The following is an 18,163-nucleotide window of genomic DNA, read 5'->3' as shown; positions in this document are numbered from 1 at the left end:
AATATCCCACGGGGGTCCGGGGGTGTGAAACCCCCGGCATCGCCCGGGTCGGGCAAGGCGCCTATTCCGCCGCGACGCGCCTCGGTTTCAGCATTTCCTTGAGATAGCGCCCGGTATGGCTGGCCTCGCTCGCCGCCACCTTTTCCGGCGTGCCGGTGGCGACGATCATGCCGCCGCCGTCGCCGCCCTCGGGGCCGATGTCGATGATCCAGTCGGCGGTCTTGATCACATCGAGGTTATGCTCGATCACCACGACGGTATTGCCTTGTTCGACAAGCGAATGCAGCACTTCGAGGAGTTTCCTGACATCCTCGAAATGCAGGCCCGTGGTCGGCTCGTCCAGAATGTAGAGCGTGCGGCCGGTGGCGCGGCGCGAAAGCTCCTTCGAGAGCTTGACCCTTTGCGCCTCGCCGCCCGAGAGCGTCGTCGCCTGCTGTCCGACCTTGATATAGCCAAGCCCGACCTCGCACAGCGCCTCCATCTTGTCGCGAATCGACGGCACCGCCGAGAAGAAGTCGCGCGCATCTTCGCAGGTCATGTCGAGAATGTCGGCGATGCTCTTGTTCTTGAACTTGATTTCCAGGGTTTCGCGATTGTAGCGCTGGCCCTTGCAGGTCTCGCAGGTGACATAGACATCGGGCAGGAAATGCATCTCGATCTTGATGACACCGTCGCCCTGGCAGGCCTCGCAGCGCCCGCCCTTGACGTTGAACGAGAACCGGCCCGGCCCGTAGCCGCGCGCCTTGGATTCCGGCAGGCCCGAGAACCAGTCGCGGATATGGGTGAAGGCGCCGGTGTAAGTCGCCGGATTTGAACGCGGAGTCCGGCCGATGGGCCGCTGGTCGATGTCGATCACCTTGTCGAGATGTTCGAAGCCCTTGATCGTCTCGCAGGGCGCGGGGTTTTCATGCGCGCCGTTCAGGCGGCTCGCGGCGGTCTTGAACAGGGTCTCGATGGTCAGCGTCGACTTGCCCCCGCCCGAGACCCCGGTCACGCAGACGAATTTCCCCAGCGGGAAATCCGCCGTCACATCGCGCAGGTTGTTGCCGCTGGCCTTGACCACCGTCAGCTTCTTGCCGCTGCCCGCGCGGCGGGTTTTCGGCACCGCGATCTCGCGCGTGCCCGACAGATACTGGCCGGTCAGGCTGGCGGGATCGGCGGCGATCTCGGCCGGGGTGCCGCGGGCCACCACCTGGCCGCCATGCACGCCCGCACCGGGGCCGATGTCGAAGACGTAATCGGCCTCGCGGATGGCATCCTCGTCATGTTCGACCACGAGCACGGTATTGCCCTGGTCGCGCAGCCCCTTGAGCGTGGCGAGCAGCCGGTCGTTGTCGCGCTGGTGCAGGCCGATCGAGGGTTCGTCCAGCACATAGAGCACGCCGGTCAGCCCCGATCCGATCTGGCTCGCCAGCCGGATCCGCTGGCTTTCGCCGCCCGAAAGCGTGCCGGCATTGCGGGCCATGGTCAGGTAGTTCAGCCCGACATTCACAAGGAAACCAAGCCTTTCGCCGATTTCCTTCAGGATGGCGCGGGCGATTTCGTTCTGCTGGTGGCTCAGGCTGGCGGGGACCGAGAGGATCCAGTCGAGCGCCTCCTGGATCGACATCCGCACCACCTCGCCGATATGGAGACCGGCGATCTTCACCGCCAGCGCCTCGGGCTTGAGCCGGTAGCCGCCGCAAGCCGAGCACGGGCGGTTGCCCTGGTAGCGCTCCATCTCCTCGCGCGACCAGGCGCTGTCGGTCTCGCGATAGCGACGCTCCATATTGGGGATGATGCCTTCGAAGAGGCGGCGCACCTTGTAGACTCGGCCGGCCTCGTCATAGGTGAAGTCGATCTCCTCGCCTTTCGATCCGTAAAGGAAAAGCGCGCGGATCTGTTCGGGCAGGTCGCGCCATTTGGTCTTCTTGTCGAAACCGTAATGTTTCGCGAGGCAATCCACCGTCTGGGTGAAATAGGCCGATTTCGACTTCGCCCAGGGGGCGATGGCGCCCTGCGGGATCGAGAGGCCCTGGTCGGGCACCACCAGGCGTTCGTCGAAGAAGAGTTCCACCCCCAGCCCGTCGCAGGAGGGGCAGGCGCCGAAGGGCGCGTTGAAGGAGAACAGCCGCGGCTCGATTTCCGCGATGGTGAAGCCCGAGACCGGGCAGGCGAATTTCTCGGAATAGGTCTTCCGCTCGGCACCCTCATCGGCCAGTTCGATCACCGCGATGCCGTCGGCAAGGTTCAGCGCGGTGCGGAAACTGTCGGCAAGCCGGGTCTCCAGCCCCTCACGCACCACGATGCGGTCGACCACCACGTCGATATTGTGGCGGAACTTCTTGTCGAGCACCGGCGGCTCCTCCAGCTCGTGGAAAGTGCCGTTGACCTTGACGCGCTGGAAGCCCTGTTTGCGCAACTCAAGGAATTCCTTGCGATATTCGCCCTTTCGGTCGCGGATGATCGGGGCCAGCAGATAGGCGCGCGTCCCCTCGGGCATGGCCATCACCGCATCGACCATGTCCTGGACCTGCATCGCCGTGATCGGCAGGCCGGTGGCGGGCGAATAGGGCGTGCCGGTGCGGGCGTAGAGCAGGCGCAGGTAATCGTAGATCTCGGTCACCGTGCCGACGGTGGAGCGCGGGTTCTTCGAGGTGGTCTTCTGCTCGATCGAGATCGCGGGCGAGAGGCCCGAGATATGGTCGACATCGGGTTTCCCGGCCATGTCGAGAAACTGCCGCGCATAGGCCGAGAGGCTTTCGACGTAGCGCCTTTGCCCCTCGGCATAGATCGTGTCGAAGGCGAGGCTGGACTTGCCCGAGCCCGAAAGCCCGGTGATCACCGTCAGCCGGTCGCGCGGGATGTCGACATCGACCCCCTTGAGGTTGTGTTCGCGCGCGCCGCGCACCTCGATGAACTTCTGTTCCGCCATGGATCCACACCCCCAGGATTGCGCCAGAGATAGGGCAATCCCGGGTGTTTTCCAACCGGATTTTGTGAACTTTAGGCGAACATTTGCGGGGATGGGCGGGATCTGCCCGGATCGGGGCGGCCTTGGTCGGGTGGGCGGCAGGCAGGAAGGGGGCGCTGCCCCCTTGGGCGCGTGACGCGCCCTACCCCCGGGATATTTCGGCCAAGATGAAAGGGGGGAAGGGGAAGGTTTTTTAGCGTGCCGGGGTGTTGGCCTGGTGGGGATGGCGGATGAGGCGGCGACCCGGAGTTTTTTGGGGCGCCTCAGGCCTTCTGGCCCATGGCCCAGGCCACGACGGGAAAATCGGGATCGTTGTTCAGATCGTCTTCCGGGCGCGCCTCGGGTGGCCAGGGGGTTTCCAGGTTGCGCAGCGCGGCGGCGCGATTGCCCCATTGCGCGGTCATGATCGAATCCGGCTCGAATCCGGCCTCGGCCAGCAGGTTGCGCAATCCGCGCGCCGACCAGCGCGAGCAATCCACCGGCACGGCATGGAAGGGCACGAAGAACGGCACCGCCAGCCAGAACCAGCCGCCCTTTCGCAGCATGCGCAGCACGTTGCGGGTGGCGGAATGCGGGCGGTCGATATGTTCCCAGACCTGGTTGGCGAGGATCACGTCGAAATGCATCACCTTGCCGTCCTTGTCGCGGAACGGGCCCAGGCAAGGGTCGTGATCGGGGTAATGGAAGCTGCGAAAGCTGCGAAAGCCCAGTTTCGCCCCCCATTCGCCGGAGATTTCCGCCGCATCCAGCCGGGCGGGGCCGAGCGAGGCCAGCCAGTCGCGGCTGACCTTCTGCATCACGATGCGGTTGAGCGAGGTCATCGCCGCCCTCGCGCCCCTGCCCGCGCGGGGTCAGAAATGGATCGCGCGGCCATAGGCGTTCAGCACGGATTCATGCATCATCTCGCTCAGCGTCGGATGTGGGAAGACGGTCTCCATCAGTTCGGCCTCGGTGGTCTCCAGCGTGCGACCGACGACATAGCCCTGGATCAGTTCGGTCACCTCGGCGCCCACCATATGGGCGCCCAGAAGCTCGCCGGTTTTCGCGTCGAAGACGGTCTTCACCAGCCCCTCGGGCTCGCCCAGGGCGATGGCCTTGCCGTTGCCGATGAAGGGGAAGCGGCCGACGCGGATCTCATGGCCCGCGGCCTTGGCCTTGGCTTCGGTCAGGCCGACCGAGGCCACCTGCGGCGTGCAATAGGTGCAGCCGGCGATGGAGCCGGGCTTGATCGGATGCGGATGGCCGCCCGCGATCAGTTCGGCCACCATCACGCCCTCATGGCTGGCCTTGTGGGCAAGCCAGGGCGCGCCCGCGATGTCGCCGATGGCATAGAGGCCCGCGACGCCGGTGCGGCAATATTCGTCGGTCACGACATGGGTGCGGTCGACCTTGACGCCAAGCGCCTCAAGCCCCAGCCCCTCGACATTGCCGACGATGCCGACGGCCGAGATCACGGTGTCGAACTCCTGGGTGGCAAGTTTGCCGTCCTGCTCGATATGGGCGGTCACACCCTTGCCGGGATGGCGGTCGAGCTTCTTCACCGCCGCCTTCTCCAGGATCTTCATCCCCTGTTTGACGAATTGCTTCTTCGCGAAGCCCGAGATCTCCTCATCCTCGACGGGCAGGATCCGGTCCATCACCTCGACCACGGTGGTCTCGGCGCCGAGCGTGTTGAAGAAGCTGGCGAATTCGATGCCGATCGCGCCCGAGCCGATGACCAGGAGCTTCTTCGGCATCCGGCTGGCGACCAGGGCGTGCTTGTAGTTCCAGACCAGATCGCCGTCGGCCTCGAGCCCCGGCAATTCGCGGGCGCGGGCGCCGGTGGCGAGGATGATGTTCTTCGCGCTCAGCACCTCGGCGCCCTTCTCGGTCTTGACCTCGACCTTGCCGTTTCCGGCCAAAGTCGCCGCGCCCATCACCACGGTGACCTTGTTCTTCTTCAGCAGATGGCCCACGCCCCCCGCCAGTTGCTTGGCCACCCCGCGCGAGCGCGCGACCACGGCGGCGAGGTCATAGCCGATGCCATCGGCCTTGAGCCCGAATTCCTTGGCGCGATGCATCAGGTGGAACACCTCGGACGAGCGCAGGAGCGCCTTGGTCGGGATGCAACCCCAGTTCAGGCAGATGCCGCCAAGATGCTCGCGCTCGACCACCGCCACCTTCTGCCCGAGCTGGGCCGCGCGGATCGCGGCGACATAGCCCCCCGGGCCCGCACCGATCACGATGACATCGAAGCTTTGATCCGCCATTCCAAACCTCCCGTGGAAAAGTGGTTTACCCTTAAACTATACCCCTGATCCGCGCAACCGGGGCCGGGCCGGGGGCCTATGCGCCCTCTGCATGGCTTTCAGGGGCGTCGCGCAGGCTTTCGACCAGGGCGGCATAGCCGCCCGCATTCATGAAGCCGACCTCAGCCTCGGTGCTCTCGCGGCCGAGCGCGGCATTGCGGAAGGGAAAGCGGCCGAAGCGGCGGATGATCTCGCGATGCGCGCGGGCATGCAGCAGGCTTTCGGGGCTTTCCGGCATCCGCTCGGCGAAAAGCCGCAGGGCGAGATCCTGGTCGGCGGGGTCCTCGGAATGTTCGAAGGGCAGGTAGAAGAACTGCCGGTCGGGCTCGGGCGCGCCCATGTCCCAGCCCTCGTCCAGGGCGCGGCGGGCGGCGGCGCGGGCACGGGCATCGGTGGCGAAGGCCTCGGCCCGGCCGCGATGGATGTTGCGCGAAAACTGGTCGGCCACCACCAGATAGGCCAGCGTGCCCACCGTGCCGTCGACCCAATGCTCCAGCCCGCCGCCGTCGAGCGCCTGCCACAATTCGCCGAAGCGGGTGGCGCAGGCGTCGTCGATCTCGGGCGAGCCGAGATACCAGCCCTCGGGCCCGATCTCGCCCAGCCAGAATTCCAGAACCTCGACCGGATCCGACATGGCACCCCTCCCCGCCCCTTGGTGATGCGGGCGGGGGATCCGCGCCTAGCGGCCCTGCCCCTGCCCGTCTCGGTTGAGGCCAGACTGGCAGGGGATCGGTTGCGGCGCAACCTCGGCCTTGCGGGGAACGGCGGTTTTCGGGGTCTCAGCGGTTTTCCGGGTCGGGGCGGTTTTCGGGCGCGGGCGCCTCGGCGGGCTCACGCCCGGGGGCCCCGGGGCCTGCCTCCGGTGGCGGCGCGGTCGGCTCCGCCTCGGCAGAAGGCGCGGTCGGCTCCGCCTCCGGAAGCGGCGCGGTCGGCTCCGCCTCCGGCGCTGGTGCGGGCTGGATCACCAGCGCCTCGGCCGCCGCCAGCGCCGCCTCGGGCGTCTCGGGCGAGGGGCCGATGTCGGGCGCGGCCTCGATCACCGAGATCGCGGCCACGGGCGAGGCGGTCGGGGTCAGCCCCACGAACCCCCCGGTGACCGAAGGCGTCGCCCGCCTGCGCATCCGCCACAGGGCATAGCAGGCCTGAATCGCGTAAAGCAGGCCCATGAAAAGGAAAAACCCGCGCGGCCCGACCTCGCCCATCAGCCAGCCGGTGACCAGCGGGCCGAAGATCGCGCCGAAGCCGTTGAGGAAGATCAGCCCCGCCGAAGCCGCCGCCATCTGCTCTTTCGACAGATAGTCGTTGGTATAGGCGATGAGCAGCGAATACATCGGATAGGTGATGCCGCCCACCAGCGCCGCCACGAACAGCAGCGCCCAGAACGGCAGCGGGAAGAAGGCCGCCAGCGCAAGCACGAAGGCCCCGGTCAGCGCCAGCCCCAGCATGATCCGCCGCCGGTCCACCCGGTCCGACAGCCAGCCGACCGGATATTGCAGCACCAGACCGCCGATATAGAGGCATGAGGTGAAAAGCGCGATCTGCTTGACGCTCAGCAGGCTCATGGTGCCCCAGACCGAGGACATGCCGAACATCGCCGAGAACACGCCGCCCGAGATCAGCATCCCCACGCAGCCCAGGGGCGAGATCGCGAAAAGCTCGCGGAAGCCAAGCCGCGCGGTGCTCTCGAAAACCGGGGCCTGGGTCGCCGACAAGAGGATCGGCAGGAAGGCGAGCGAGACCAGCACCGAAGGGATCAGGAACAGCTCGTATCCCAGCGGATCGCCCCAGGTCAGCAGCACCTGGCTTGCGATGATCCCCAGCATCTGCACGATCATATAGGCCGAAAGCGTCTGGCCCCGCGTCTCGTTGGTGGCGGCGTTGTTCAGCCAGCTTTCGGCGGTGATGTATATCCCGGCGAAGCCGAAGCCGATGACGATCCGCATCAGCGCCCAGGCCTGCCATTCGACCAGCATCGGATAGACCACCAGCACCGCCGAGATCAGCGAGCCGAGCGCGGCGAAGACGCGCACATGGCCGACCCGGTGGATCAGATGCGGCGCCAGCCGCGACCCCATCAGGAAGCCGAGGAAATAGGCCGACATCACAAGCGAGATATGGAAGGTCGAAAACGCCTCCAGCGTGCCCCGGATCCCCAGAAGCGTGCCCTGCACCCCGTTGCCCAGCATCAGAAGCAGCACGCCCAGCAAAAGCGGCCAGGTCGTGATCAGGACGCGGATCATGCGGTCTTCCCCCCTTCTGCGCGACGGCCGATCCCGGCGCCGCCGTCTTGCGCGCCCATGTGCCGCGCGCGCCCGTCCGATGTGCCCGCGTCCGAGGTGCCCGCGTCCGAGGTGCCCGCATCCGGCGCGCCCGCCTCGGCAAGACCCGCCCCGGCAAGACCCAAGTCAGGACGCCCCACTTCCGGCGGCCCCACCACATCCGGCGCCCCGCCCTTCCCCTCATCCGCCCCCGGCACCGCATCCGGCACCAGCAGCGAGGCATCGCCGTAAGAGAAGAACCGATAGCCCTCCGCGATGGCATGGCCATAGATCCGGTCCATCCGGTCCTTCCCCATCAGGGCCGAGACCAGCATCAGCAGCGTCGATTTCGGCAGGTGGAAATTGGTCATCAGCGCATCGGTCACGCGGAACCGATAGCCCGGATATATGAAGATATCGGTAAACCCTTGCCAGGGCGCGATCTCTCCGCCCCGGGCGGCGGTCTCGATCAGCCGCAGGGCGGTGGTGCCCACCGCGATCACCCGCCCGCCCGCCGCCCGGGTGGCGGCGATCTCGGCGGCGGCGGTGTCCGAGACCTCGCCCCATTCGGAATGCATCCGGTGGGTGGTCACATCCTCGACCTTGACCGGCAGGAAGGTGCCCGCGCCGACATGCAGCGTCACCTCGGTGAAGGCTACGCCCATGGCCGCCAGCGCCTGCAACAGCGCGGCGTCGAAATGCAGGCTGGCCGTGGGTGCCGCAACCGCGCCGGAATGGCGGGCAAAGACGGTCTGGTAATCCTCGCGGTCCCGGGCGTCGGCGGGGCGTCGGGCGGCGATATAGGGCGGCAGCGGCATGGCGCCGGTCTCGGCCAGGGCGGCCTCGAACGCCTCGCCCTCGGCATCGAAGACGAGCGTCAGATCGGTTTCCCCCTTCGCCAGCACCCGGGCGGAGAGGCGGTCGGAAAAGCGGATCTCCTCGCCCTCGCGCAGCTTGCGCAGGGGCTTTGCCAGCGCGCGCCAGCCCTGGGCCTGGGGCTCCAGCAGGGTGACCTCGACCTTCGCCTCCGCCGCGCCGCGTCGGCGGGTGCCGAAAAGGCGGGCCGGAATCACCCGGGTGTTGTTCAGCACCAGCCGGTCGCCGGGGCGAAGGACCTCGACCAGGTCACGCACATGCAGGTCGGCGATCGCATCGCCCTGCGCCAAAAGCAGCCGCGCCGCCGTGCGCGGGCGGGCGGGGCGCGTGGCGATCAACGCCTCGGGCAGGTCGAAGTCGAAATCTGAAAGCCGCATCAGCCCCCGCCGTCCAGAACCGGCGCCGGGCGCCGGAATATCTCGCGGAACATCCCCGGGGTCAGGATCGACAGGGGATTCACGCCGACGCGCGGATTAGCAGCGGATCCGGTCAGGCGGTAGCTGAATCCGAACAGCCCCTCGCCCTTTCGGGTGAAGATCTGGCCGATGCCGTTGATCAGATAGATCGGCGAGATGGTGCCCTGGATGTCCACCGTTCCGGGCGCGCCGCCCCGGCCGTTGCGGTAAAGCCCCTCGAAGGAGATCCCCATCGAGGCGCCGATCGCCGCGCCCCGTTCGATCTGGATCCCGTCGGGATGGACGGTGAATTCCACGTCGCCCTCGGTGAAGACGATGCCCTGGCCGTTCAACTGCTCCAGAAGCCCGATGACCGAGGCGGCGGCCAGCATCTCGGCCAGGGCGGGCGCGTTCTGGACCGAGAGGGCGCCGAAGCTTGCCTGGCCGCGATAGCGCCCGGCCGCGCCCAGGGGTTGCAGGGTCAGGTCCAGACTGCCGCCCCGCCCGCCCCGGAAGATCCCCGCCGCCGCCATCACCCGCCCGGCATCCTGCGAGGTGATGCGAAGCGCGGTGCCGCCGTTCCAGGGCATGGCGGTGCCCGCGACCCGGCCCGCCCCATTGACGGCGGCGACGAAATTGCCGTCGAGCCCGCCCGATTTCGGGGTGAACTTGCCCGAGAATCCGGTCAGGGCCAGCCCCTGGCCGATCGACAGCCGGTCGAGATTGACCTCGATCGGGGCGGCCAGCGTCGCGCCCCCCGCCCCCGCTCCGGCCCCTGCTCCGGCCCCCGCGCCCTGCGGCAGGCCCGAAACCTCAAGCCGTCCGCCGGTCAGCCGCAGGGTCACGCCCGCGCCCTGGCCGTGCGCCCGGATTTCGGCGCTGGCGTCCAGCCAGCTTCCAGCCACCAGCCGGTCGAGCCGCATCGCCTCAAGCCCGCCGCCCGCGCGCAGGGTGATCGCGCCCTCGGCCACCAGCCCCGGCGCGGTCAGCGCGAAGCGGCTGACCTCGGGCACCGGGCCGAGGCGCGCGGTCAGTTCAAGCTGGCCCGCCGTGCCCGTGCCCTTGGACCAGCCCAGGGGCGGGATCCGCAGCCCGGCCCCGCGAAGACCGGAGGTGAGCCGCAGCACCGGCACGCCCCCCTTCGGCAGATCGACCGAGAATTCGGCGGGCGTCTCGCCGGTCAGCCAGCCCTCGGGCAGATCGACGCCCAGCTTGCGCAGATCCCCCGCGCCCAGCCCAAGGCTGCCGGTCAGCCGCGCCGGTGCCGCATCGGCGCCGAAGGGCTGGTCGAACCGCGCCGTCGCCGCCACGCCGTCCAGCGTGAACGCCCCCTCGACCACCATGCCGCGCGGGGTCACCCGCAATTCGGGCGCCTCGGCACGCACCACCCGCCCCGGCACCAGCAGGGTCGAGGAGAAGCCGCCGATCCGCCCGGTGACCTCGTAGGAGACATCGGCGGGCGCGACCCTGGGCACCATCGGAAAGCGCATCACCGTGCGCAGCCGCGCGCGCCCCTCGCCCAGGTCGACCGGGCGCCCGGCCTTCGAGATGAAGCGGAACGGCTCCTGGTCCAGCAGCGAAAGCGTGGCGGTCAGGCTGGCGTCGGTGTGCAGCGTGACCTCGGCCTGGGCCGGGCGCTGCGTGATGTCGAGCACCTGGAACACCGAGCCGCCGACATCGACCTGGCCCCCGGCGGCGGCGGTGACATGGCCGCCCTCCATCACCAGCGTATAGACATTGCCGAAGATCGAGGCCCGGCCATGCCCGTCCGAGATCGGCGGCAGGGTGCGCAGGAAGCGCACCTCGGCGCCCGAGAATTTGTAGTCGAGCGCGAATCGCGGCTCGCGCCCCGGGATCAGGCGCAGGGCGGCGGTCACATCGGTCAATTCGCCCTGCCCCACGTTCTGCGCCAGCCAGTCGCGGGTGCGCGGCACGGCGACCAGGGGCCAGAGCCGCATCAGCCGCTCGGTGTCGATCCGGTTCAACTCGACATCCAGCGCGCCTTCCCAGCCGTCCTCGGCAGGCATTTCGGCGGCAGGCATTTCGGCGGCAGGCATTTCGGCGGGGATCCCGCCCGGAAGGCTGGTCTCGTCGCCGGTCACCTCCAGCCGCCCCGAAAGCCGCATATATTCCTCGCCCTCGCGCAGGACCAGTTCCCCCACATCGGCGCGGAACGGCCGCAGCCAGATCCGCGCGCTGGCGACACCTTCGGAAAACCGCACCGGCGCCTCGAAAAGCCCCTCGGGGTCGACCATCACGCCCTTGAACTCAAGCTGCGTGACCAGCGCGTCGGGCAATTCCCCAGGCCCCGCGGGCGCGCCCGAGGCATCGACCAGATCGACGGTGCCGCCGGCCTCCAGCCGCAGCGAGGCGCTTTCCACCGAAAGCCGGTCCAGCACCACCCGCTGGGACCCGGGATCGTAGCGCAGGGCGGCCTCGCCGCGCTCGAAGGGGATGGCGCGCCCGCCGCCCGCGGGATGGATTCGGCCCTCGCCCACGCTCAATTCGCCCTCGAAGCGGCCCATCCGCCCCTCGACATCCAGCTCGCCCAGGATCCGGCCCGAGATCGGCGCCTCGATCACCTCAAGCAGCGCCAGAGGCGGCGCCTGCGCGGCAAGATCCCCGGCGTCGATCCGGTCGAGCGAGGCCCAGAACCGCGCCGAGGCATCCGATTTGGAGCTTTCGAGCGTCATGGTCACCCGCCCCGGCGAGCCGCCGTCGAGAAGCGAGACGCCCAGTTCCGCCGCCAGCGCATCGGCGCGGCTCTCGATCACCAGCCGCCCGTCGCCCATCTGCCAGTCCCGCCCGGCCCGCGCATCCTGAAGCGTCAGCGCCAGCGCCTCGCCCTCGATCACCCGCAGGCGCGACAGGACGGGGCTTTCGAACATGCGATGCAGCGCCTCCAGCGTCTGCGCCAGATCCTGCGCGCCCTCGGCGCCCGAAAGGCCGCCGAAACTCAGCCCGATCCGGCCCTCGGCATCGCGGGTGATCGCCATCCGCGCCCCGGTGACGCGGACCGAGGTGGGCCGCACCTCGCCGCGCAACAGCGCCCCGGGGGCGAGCGCCGCGCGGATTTCGGGCAGCGCGACCACCGACTGGCCCGAGCCCTCGATCAGCCGAAGGTCGCGCAGGGTGAATTGCGGCACCAGATCGCGGCCGACCGCGATCTCGACCCCCCCGAGCGAGATCGACTCGCCCTGGTTCAGATGGCTTTCGCCCAGAAGGGCGTTGAGCTGCCCCTCGATCCCCGCGACGGCGACGACCGGCAGCGGGATGACCCGCCCGGTCAGCACCACGCCCGCCCCCGCCACGCCAAGGACCAGCAGCGCGAGCACGAAGGCCAGCCGCAGCCCCAGGCGCAAGGCCGGACGGGCCGGCGCGCGGCGGCGGCGCTCCCGCCCGGCCGCGCCGCTATTGGCCTTGCCGCCACCATCCGGCGGAGCGATGGCGGGCGCGGGTGCGGGTGCGATCGGGGCGCGGGCTGCCGAGGCAACGGCGGGAACCTCGGGCGCCGGTGCCGGGTCTGCCGATGCCAATTCGACCGGCGGGGGCACTGCGGGCTCCGGCGCTGTCGGGTCCATGGCGGATCCGGCCGGTGCGGCTGCCGCCGGCGCAGTGGCTGCGGGGACCGATTGGACCAGTGCGGAAGCGGCGTCGACGGGCAGGGCCGCGACCGGCGCCGGGGCGGCAGGCGGCGAGTCGGCAGGCGCGGGGTCGACGGCGGCGGCTGCGGTGGTGGCAGCGGCATCGACCGGCAAGGCACCAACCGGCAGGGCACCGGCGGGCAGAACACCAACGGGCGGCGGCGCGGCGCCGATCCGCTCCGACCTGTCCTCCGTTCCGGCAGGGTCTTGCCCGATCCCGTTCAATTGCGCCCTTGCCTCTTGTCCCGCGCGCGCCCCGGCCCGCTTCGCCCGCAGTTCCCGGCGGCTTGAGCCGCGCTTTTCCGCCCCGACCGGGCCGGAGAGGCCGCCGCCCCCGAACCCCATGCCGGAAAGCCCTGTCCCGGGCCTCTCCCTCAAAGCCCCTTCCGACCCCCGAAGGTGGCCGGAAACGGGTGGTGCGACCCTCCGCCGACCCCTCCGCCCCTTGCCTTTATTCTGAACCGAAGACAACAAGAAGGGAAAGTCACATGATCCTGAAAGCAAGAGGCCGCCCATGACCCATCTGACCGCAGGCGACATCGCCCCCGACTTCACCCTGCCGCGCGATGGCGGGGCAAGCGTGACGCTTTCCGCCTTCCGCCCCGGCAAGGTGGTGCTCTACTTCTACCCCAAGGACGACACCCCCGGCTGCACGCTTGAGGCGCAGGATTTCACCCGGCTCGCCGATCGGTTCGCGGCGGCGCAGACGGTGGTGATCGGCATCTCGAAGGACAGCGTTACGGCGCATGACAAATTCTGCGCCAAGCACGGGCTGTCGGTGATCCTGGCCTCGGATGCCGCCGAGGGCGCGGGCGTTTCCGAAGCTTATGGCGTCTGGGGCGAGAAGAAGAATTACGGCAAGACCTACATGGGCATCACCCGCGCGACCTTCCTGATCGACGGCGCGGGCAAGATCGCCCGGGTCTGGCCCAAGGTCTCGGTCAAGGGCCATGCCGAGGAGGTGCTGGCGGCGGCCGAGACGCTCTGAGCCCGTTCCCGGCTTCGGCGCGGGCGGGACGGGACGCGCGGCCCCCGACCGCGACACCGATCCCGCCCGATCCGGCACGGCCCTGCCCATCACCGCACGACCCCGCCCGGACCGTCCATCGGCGCCGCCGGTTCCCCGAACCCGCGCAGATTTTCCGTCCATCGGCAGGATCTTGCCGACAATCCCGCCGGATCGGCACGGTTCCGGCCTCGGCCGGTCAAGATTGTTGCGGGGCTGTGATCGCGCCGCTAATCAGGTCGCGCCGGGGGGATGGCTTCGCCGGGGCCGGGACGAGGGGCGCGGTCGCCCCCTGCCCCGCCCATCCTCGCCCGCCCGGCCTCGCCCGCCCGGTCCCTGATGTCCGGGCCAGACAGACCGCCCCAGGCCGGATCGGCCAGCGGGCTTCCAAGGACCGGGACCGAACTTCGTGCTCACACGCATCGCCTTCCGCATCAATTCGGCGCTGGAACGCTACTTCCCCGAACAACGCCTGTTCCTGAAATCGGACCACGGCACCCATTTCATCCGGCTGCGCCCGCTGACCCAGACCTTCGTCGTCACCGTGGGCGCGCTTGGCCTCGCATGGACCATCGTCGCCACCGCGTTGATCATGATGCAGACCATCGGCGCCGGATCCGCCCGCGAACAGTCGCAGCGCCAGAGCCAGATGTTCGAGCAAAGGCTCGCCCTGCTGTCCTCGGACCGCGACCTGCGCGCGCAAGAGGCGGTCCAGGCCCAGGAGCGGTTCAACTTCGCCCTCGACCAGGTCTCGGCCATGCAGGAGATGCTGCTCGCCTCGGAAGACCGGCGGCGCGAGCTGGAGACCGGGATCGACGTGGTCCAGAACACCCTGCGCAGCGTCATCCGCGAACGCGACGAGGCCCGCGCCGAGATCGAGCGCCTCGGCCTCGTGATGAGCGAGCAGGGCAGCGGCGGCGCGACCGAAATGGGCCGGATCCGCGATACCGAACTGACGCTCGGCTATCTGACCTCTGCCCTTGGCCGCACCGCCGAGGAGCGCGACGCCAAGGAGGCCATCGCCGAGGCGACCCGGGCCGAGCTGATCGCCGCCGAACAGGACCGCCGCACCGAAAAGCTGCGCAACGACGCGATCTTCGCCAAGCTGGAAGAGGCGGTCGAGGTCTCGATCGGCCCCCTGGACAAGATGTTCCGCGATGCCGGGCTGAACCCCTCGGACCTGATCGCCACGGTGCGCCGGGGCTATTCGGGCAGCGGCGGGCCGCTGTCGCCGATCTCGGCCTCGACCATGGGCGGCGCGCTCACGCCGGAAGAGGCGCGCGCGAACGCCATCCTCAAGGCGATGGAAGAGATGGATCTCTACCGCATCGCCGCCTTCATGGCCCCCTTCGACAGCCCGATCAAGGCCGGGGGCATCCGCATGACCTCGGGCTTCGGCACCCGCAACGACCCGTTCGGCGCCGGAAGGCGGCGGCATGAGGGGCAGGACTATGCCGGGCCTTACGGCACGCCGATCCTGTCGACGGCCGACGGGGTGGTGACCTTCGCGGGCTGGCAGTCCGGCTACGGGCGTCTGGTGAAGATCCAGCACGCCTTCGGGATCGAGACCCGCTACGCCCATATGTCACAGATCCGTGTGCAGGTCGGACAAAAGGTATCGCGCGGAGACCGGATCGGTGATATGGGCAATTCGGGCCGGTCGACCGGCACTCATCTTCACTACGAAGTCCGCATCGGCGGCACCGCCGTCAATCCGATGAACTTCATAAGGGCAGCCAGAAATGTTTTCTAAGAGCCGTATCAACGAACCGGGCACCAAATCCGAGTCGGAAAAGACCAAGACGGCGGAGACCCCGGTGACCAAACCTACGATGGACTTCTCGACCTCTTCGCCCAAGGGCAAGACCGTGGCCTCGGTGCTGTCGTCTGACCTGACCGTGGTGGGCAATCTTCGCACCACCGGCGACATCCAGGTCGAGGGCACGGTCGAGGGCGACATCCGCGCCCATCTGCTGACCGTCGGCGAATCCGCCACCATCCGGGGCGAGATCGTCGCCGACGACATCGTGGTCAACGGCCGGGTGATCGGCCGGGTGCGCGGGCTGAAGGTGCGCCTGACCTCGACCGCGCGGGTCGAGGGCGACATCATCCACAAGACCATCGCCATCGAATCGGGCGCCCATTTCGAGGGCTCGGTCCAGCGCCAGGAAGATCCGCTGGCCCAGGGCCGCCCCGCCGCCCTGGCCCCGCCGCTGAAGGCCGAGGCCATCGAGGCCCCCTGAGGGATCCAGGCCCCCTGAAAGATAGGGACCCGGGCGATCCGGCCCGGCTTCGTTTCGCAAGGCCCCGCCCGTCCCGGCGGGGCTTTCGCATGTCTCAGCCGATGGCGCGGCGATAGAGATGCCAGCTCGCATGGCCGAAGACCGGCAGCACCAGGAACAGCCCCAGGAACCCGGGCAGCATCGCAAGGAAGGTCCCGGCGCCGATCAGCGCGCCCCAGCCCAACATCAGCCAGGGATTCTCGCGCACCAGCGCGAAGCTGGTGATCATGGCGGTGACGTAATCCACGTCGCGGTCCAGAAGCATCGGCAGGCTGACCACGGTCAGCGCGAAGAGCAGCGCCGCGAAGCCCGCCCCCACCAGCGTCCCGGCCACCAGGAAGGCAAGCCCCTCGGGCGTGGCGAGGATGGCGAGCGAGGTCGAGACGTTGATCATCGCCGCCCGGCCCAGAAACAGCGCGAAGACCATATGCGCCAGAAAGTTCCAGAACAGGAAATAGACCACGATCACCGCCGCCATCGAGGGGATCTGGCGGTCCTTCTGCCGGAAGACCACGGCAAGGATGCCGCGCCGGTCCAGCGCCTCGCCCCGCTCCAGCCGGCGCGAGATCTCATAGAAGCCGCAGGCGATGAAGGGCCCCAGGATGGGAAAGCCCGCGGCTGCGGGCAAAGTCCACCAGATCCGGCCCTCGGCGGTCAGGGCCCAGACCACGAGCCAGCCCCCCAGCACATAGACCCCCGCGAAGAACAGCCCCAGAAGCGGCGCGCGACGAAAATCGCGCCAGCCCCGGACCAGCGCCTCGCGCAGGTCCGCCGGTTCAAGATGCCCGATCACGGGCGGATCGGCTTCCGCGTTCATGTCGGCTCCTCCTTTCGGGCAACCTATGTGCCGGGGGGGGCTTCACAAACATGTATTTTCAATGCGATTTATGTGCCGGGCCGGGGGCACCCGGGGGTCGCCGAAAGACGCGCGGTTGCGGATCAGGCCGCAGGGCCCCATTCCGCAGCCCGTTCGCAGAACCGGGGCCTGACAGAGCGATGGAAACCCCATGCGGTGGCCCCGGCGGATCCGGGATCGCGCAAATCGGCACGATCAGGGCAGGAACATGCTCTGTCTGAGGTGATTTTTCACGATGCCGGAAAAAATTTGAGCCGGAAGAAAGCTTGCCTGAAGAGGCTTCCGCCGCAAGACAGTCCCCTCCAAGGCCAGCCCGCCCTCAAGGTCACCCAGCCCCCAAAGGCCAGCCCGGAACAATTTGACCGCAGCCCGCCCAGGCGACCCTTGCCCAGCCACCCCGACCCGGGCCGCTTCACTCCTCGGCGTCGGCCCGGCTCTTGCCTGCCATGTCGAGCGCGAGCGTCGCCGCCATGAACCCGTCCAGATCACCGTCGAGCACGCCCTGCGTGTCCGAGGTCTCATGCCCCGTGCGCAGGTCCTTCACCATCTGGTAGGGTTGCAGCACATAGGACCGGATCTGGTTGCCCCAGCCCGCATCTCCCTTGGCGTCATGGGCCTCGTTGGTGGCGGCGCTGCGCCGGTCCAGCTCCATCTGGTAAAGCCGGGCCTTCAGCGCGTTCATCGCGATCTCGCGGTTCTGGTGCTGGGACTTCAGGGACGAGGTCACCACGATCCCGGTCGGGAAGTGGGTGATCCGCACCGCCGAGTCGGTCTTGTTGACGTGCTGGCCGCCCGCGCCCGAAGAGCGGAAGGTGTCGATGCGGATGTCCTTGTCCAGCACCTCGATCTCGATATTGTCGTCGACCACCGGATAGACCCAGACGCTGGCGAAAGAGGTCTGGCGCTTGTCGCCCGACCCGAAGGGCGAGATCCGCACCAGCCGGTGGACGCCGCTTTCGGTCTTCAGCCAGCCATAGGCATTGTGGCCCGAGACCTTGTAGGCCACCGACTTGATCCCGGCCTCTTCGCCCGGGGTTTCCGACAGCAGTTCCACCGTGAAGCCGCGCCGCTCGGCCCAGCGGGTGAACATCCGCGCCAGCATCTCGGCCCAGTCCTGGCTTTCGGTGCCGCCCGCGCCCGCGTTGATCTCAAGGAAGGTGTCGTTGGCGTCGGCCTCGCCGTTCAAGAGCGCCTCAAGCTCTTTCGAGGCGGCCACGTCGACCAGCGCCTTCAGCGCCTCCTCGGCCTCGGCGACCAGCGCCTCCTCGCCCTCGGCCTCGCCCAGTTCGATCAGCTCGACATTGTCGTTCAGCCCGGCCTCGATCAGCTTGTAGCCGTTGACCGCATCCATCAGCGCCTGACGCTCGCGCATCAGCTTCTGGGCCCGGGCGGGATCGTTCCACAGGTCGGGCTGTTCGATCAGGGCGTTGAATTCCTCAAGCCGGTGGGGCGCCGTCTCCCAGTCCATCCTTTGCGCCAGAAGGCCCAGGGATTTGCGGATCTGTTCGATATAGCCTTGCGTTTCGGCGCGCATCTTTCACCCTCTCGATCTTCGGTGAGGCTCATATCCCCTGCCCCGTTGCGAGACAAGAGCGCGGGGGCGCT

Annotated in this window: 10 protein-coding genes and 2 pseudogenes; 3 read left to right on the top strand and 9 right to left on the bottom strand. The window is 68.5% G+C overall.

The genetic code is table 11. From position 1 onward, the window contains the following. Window positions 1-61 precede the first annotated feature (61 nt). The 7 genes and pseudogenes from uvrA to ABNX41_RS07945 all read right to left on the bottom strand — a co-directional run bounded on the left by uvrA (window position 62) and on the right by ABNX41_RS07945 (window position 12,351). On the bottom strand, window positions 62-2,914 hold the full coding sequence (uvrA, locus tag ABNX41_RS07975) for an excinuclease ABC subunit UvrA (protein ID WP_438669192.1): 2,853 nt from the start codon (window positions 2,912-2,914) through the stop codon (window positions 62-64). 302 nt (window positions 2,915-3,216) lie between these two features. Continuing rightward, window positions 3,217-3,774 (bottom strand): class I SAM-dependent methyltransferase, encoded by a 558-nt coding sequence (locus ABNX41_RS07970; RefSeq protein WP_438669191.1) that lies wholly within the window; start codon window positions 3,772-3,774, stop codon window positions 3,217-3,219. 30 nt (window positions 3,775-3,804) lie between these two features. Continuing rightward, window positions 3,805-5,202 carry a dihydrolipoyl dehydrogenase gene (gene lpdA / locus ABNX41_RS07965; RefSeq protein ID WP_438669190.1) on the bottom strand — a complete coding sequence of 466 codons (1,398 nt, stop codon included), beginning with the start codon at window positions 5,200-5,202 and terminating at the stop codon, window positions 3,805-3,807. Window positions 5,203-5,278: 76 nt separating this feature from the next. Next, a complete protein-coding gene (locus ABNX41_RS07960; protein ID WP_438669189.1) occupies window positions 5,279-5,875 on the bottom strand; it encodes a DUF924 family protein in 597 nt (198 codons plus the stop codon). 358 nt (window positions 5,876-6,233) lie between these two features. Continuing rightward, a pseudogene (locus tag ABNX41_RS07955) lies at window positions 6,234-7,481 on the bottom strand (MFS transporter); the annotation flags it as partial. A 242-nt stretch (window positions 7,482-7,723) separates the two neighbouring features. Next, window positions 7,724-8,752, bottom strand: a pseudogene (queA, locus tag ABNX41_RS07950) (tRNA preQ1(34) S-adenosylmethionine ribosyltransferase-isomerase QueA); the annotation flags it as partial. Next, window positions 8,752-12,351 carry an AsmA-like C-terminal region-containing protein gene (locus tag ABNX41_RS07945; RefSeq protein WP_438669188.1) on the bottom strand — a complete coding sequence of 1,200 codons (3,600 nt, stop codon included), beginning with the start codon at window positions 12,349-12,351 and terminating at the stop codon, window positions 8,752-8,754. The gene ABNX41_RS07945 and the pseudogene queA, both read right to left, overlap by 1 nt. A 577-nt stretch (window positions 12,352-12,928) precedes the next feature. On the opposite strand from ABNX41_RS07945, the gene ABNX41_RS07940 reads away from it, so the two are divergent. From ABNX41_RS07940 to ABNX41_RS07930, 3 genes are all read left to right on the top strand, one after another. After that, complete coding sequence (locus ABNX41_RS07940; protein WP_438669187.1) at window positions 12,929-13,402, top strand: peroxiredoxin; 474 nt, start codon at window positions 12,929-12,931, stop codon at window positions 13,400-13,402. Between the two features lie 427 nt (window positions 13,403-13,829). Then, entirely contained in the window at window positions 13,830-15,173 is a 1,344-nt protein-coding gene (locus ABNX41_RS07935; protein WP_438669186.1) for a DUF5930 domain-containing protein, read from the top strand. Beyond that, window positions 15,163-15,663 (top strand): bactofilin family protein, encoded by a 501-nt coding sequence (locus ABNX41_RS07930; RefSeq protein ID WP_438669185.1) that lies wholly within the window; start codon window positions 15,163-15,165, stop codon window positions 15,661-15,663. The genes ABNX41_RS07935 and ABNX41_RS07930 overlap by 11 nt, the downstream gene beginning before the upstream one ends. A 94-nt stretch (window positions 15,664-15,757) precedes the next feature. Here the strand turns inward: ABNX41_RS07930 and ABNX41_RS07925 are convergent, their stop codons facing one another. After that, complete coding sequence (locus ABNX41_RS07925) at window positions 15,758-16,519, bottom strand: DUF2189 domain-containing protein (protein ID WP_438669184.1); 762 nt, start codon at window positions 16,517-16,519, stop codon at window positions 15,758-15,760. A 451-nt stretch (window positions 16,520-16,970) separates the two neighbouring features. Further along, window positions 16,971-18,092 carry a peptide chain release factor 2 gene (gene prfB / locus ABNX41_RS07920; protein WP_438669183.1) on the bottom strand — a complete coding sequence of 374 codons (1,122 nt, stop codon included), beginning with the start codon at window positions 18,090-18,092 and terminating at the stop codon, window positions 16,971-16,973. Between the last annotated feature and the right edge of the window lie 71 nt (window positions 18,093-18,163).

The organism is Pseudogemmobacter sonorensis (assembly GCF_042762395.1).
GTDB classification, from domain to species: domain Bacteria; phylum Pseudomonadota; class Alphaproteobacteria; order Rhodobacterales; family Rhodobacteraceae; genus Pseudogemmobacter; species Pseudogemmobacter sonorensis.
The sequence above is the reverse complement of the archived record's forward strand: the minus strand, read 5'-3'. Positions and strand labels throughout refer to the sequence as shown.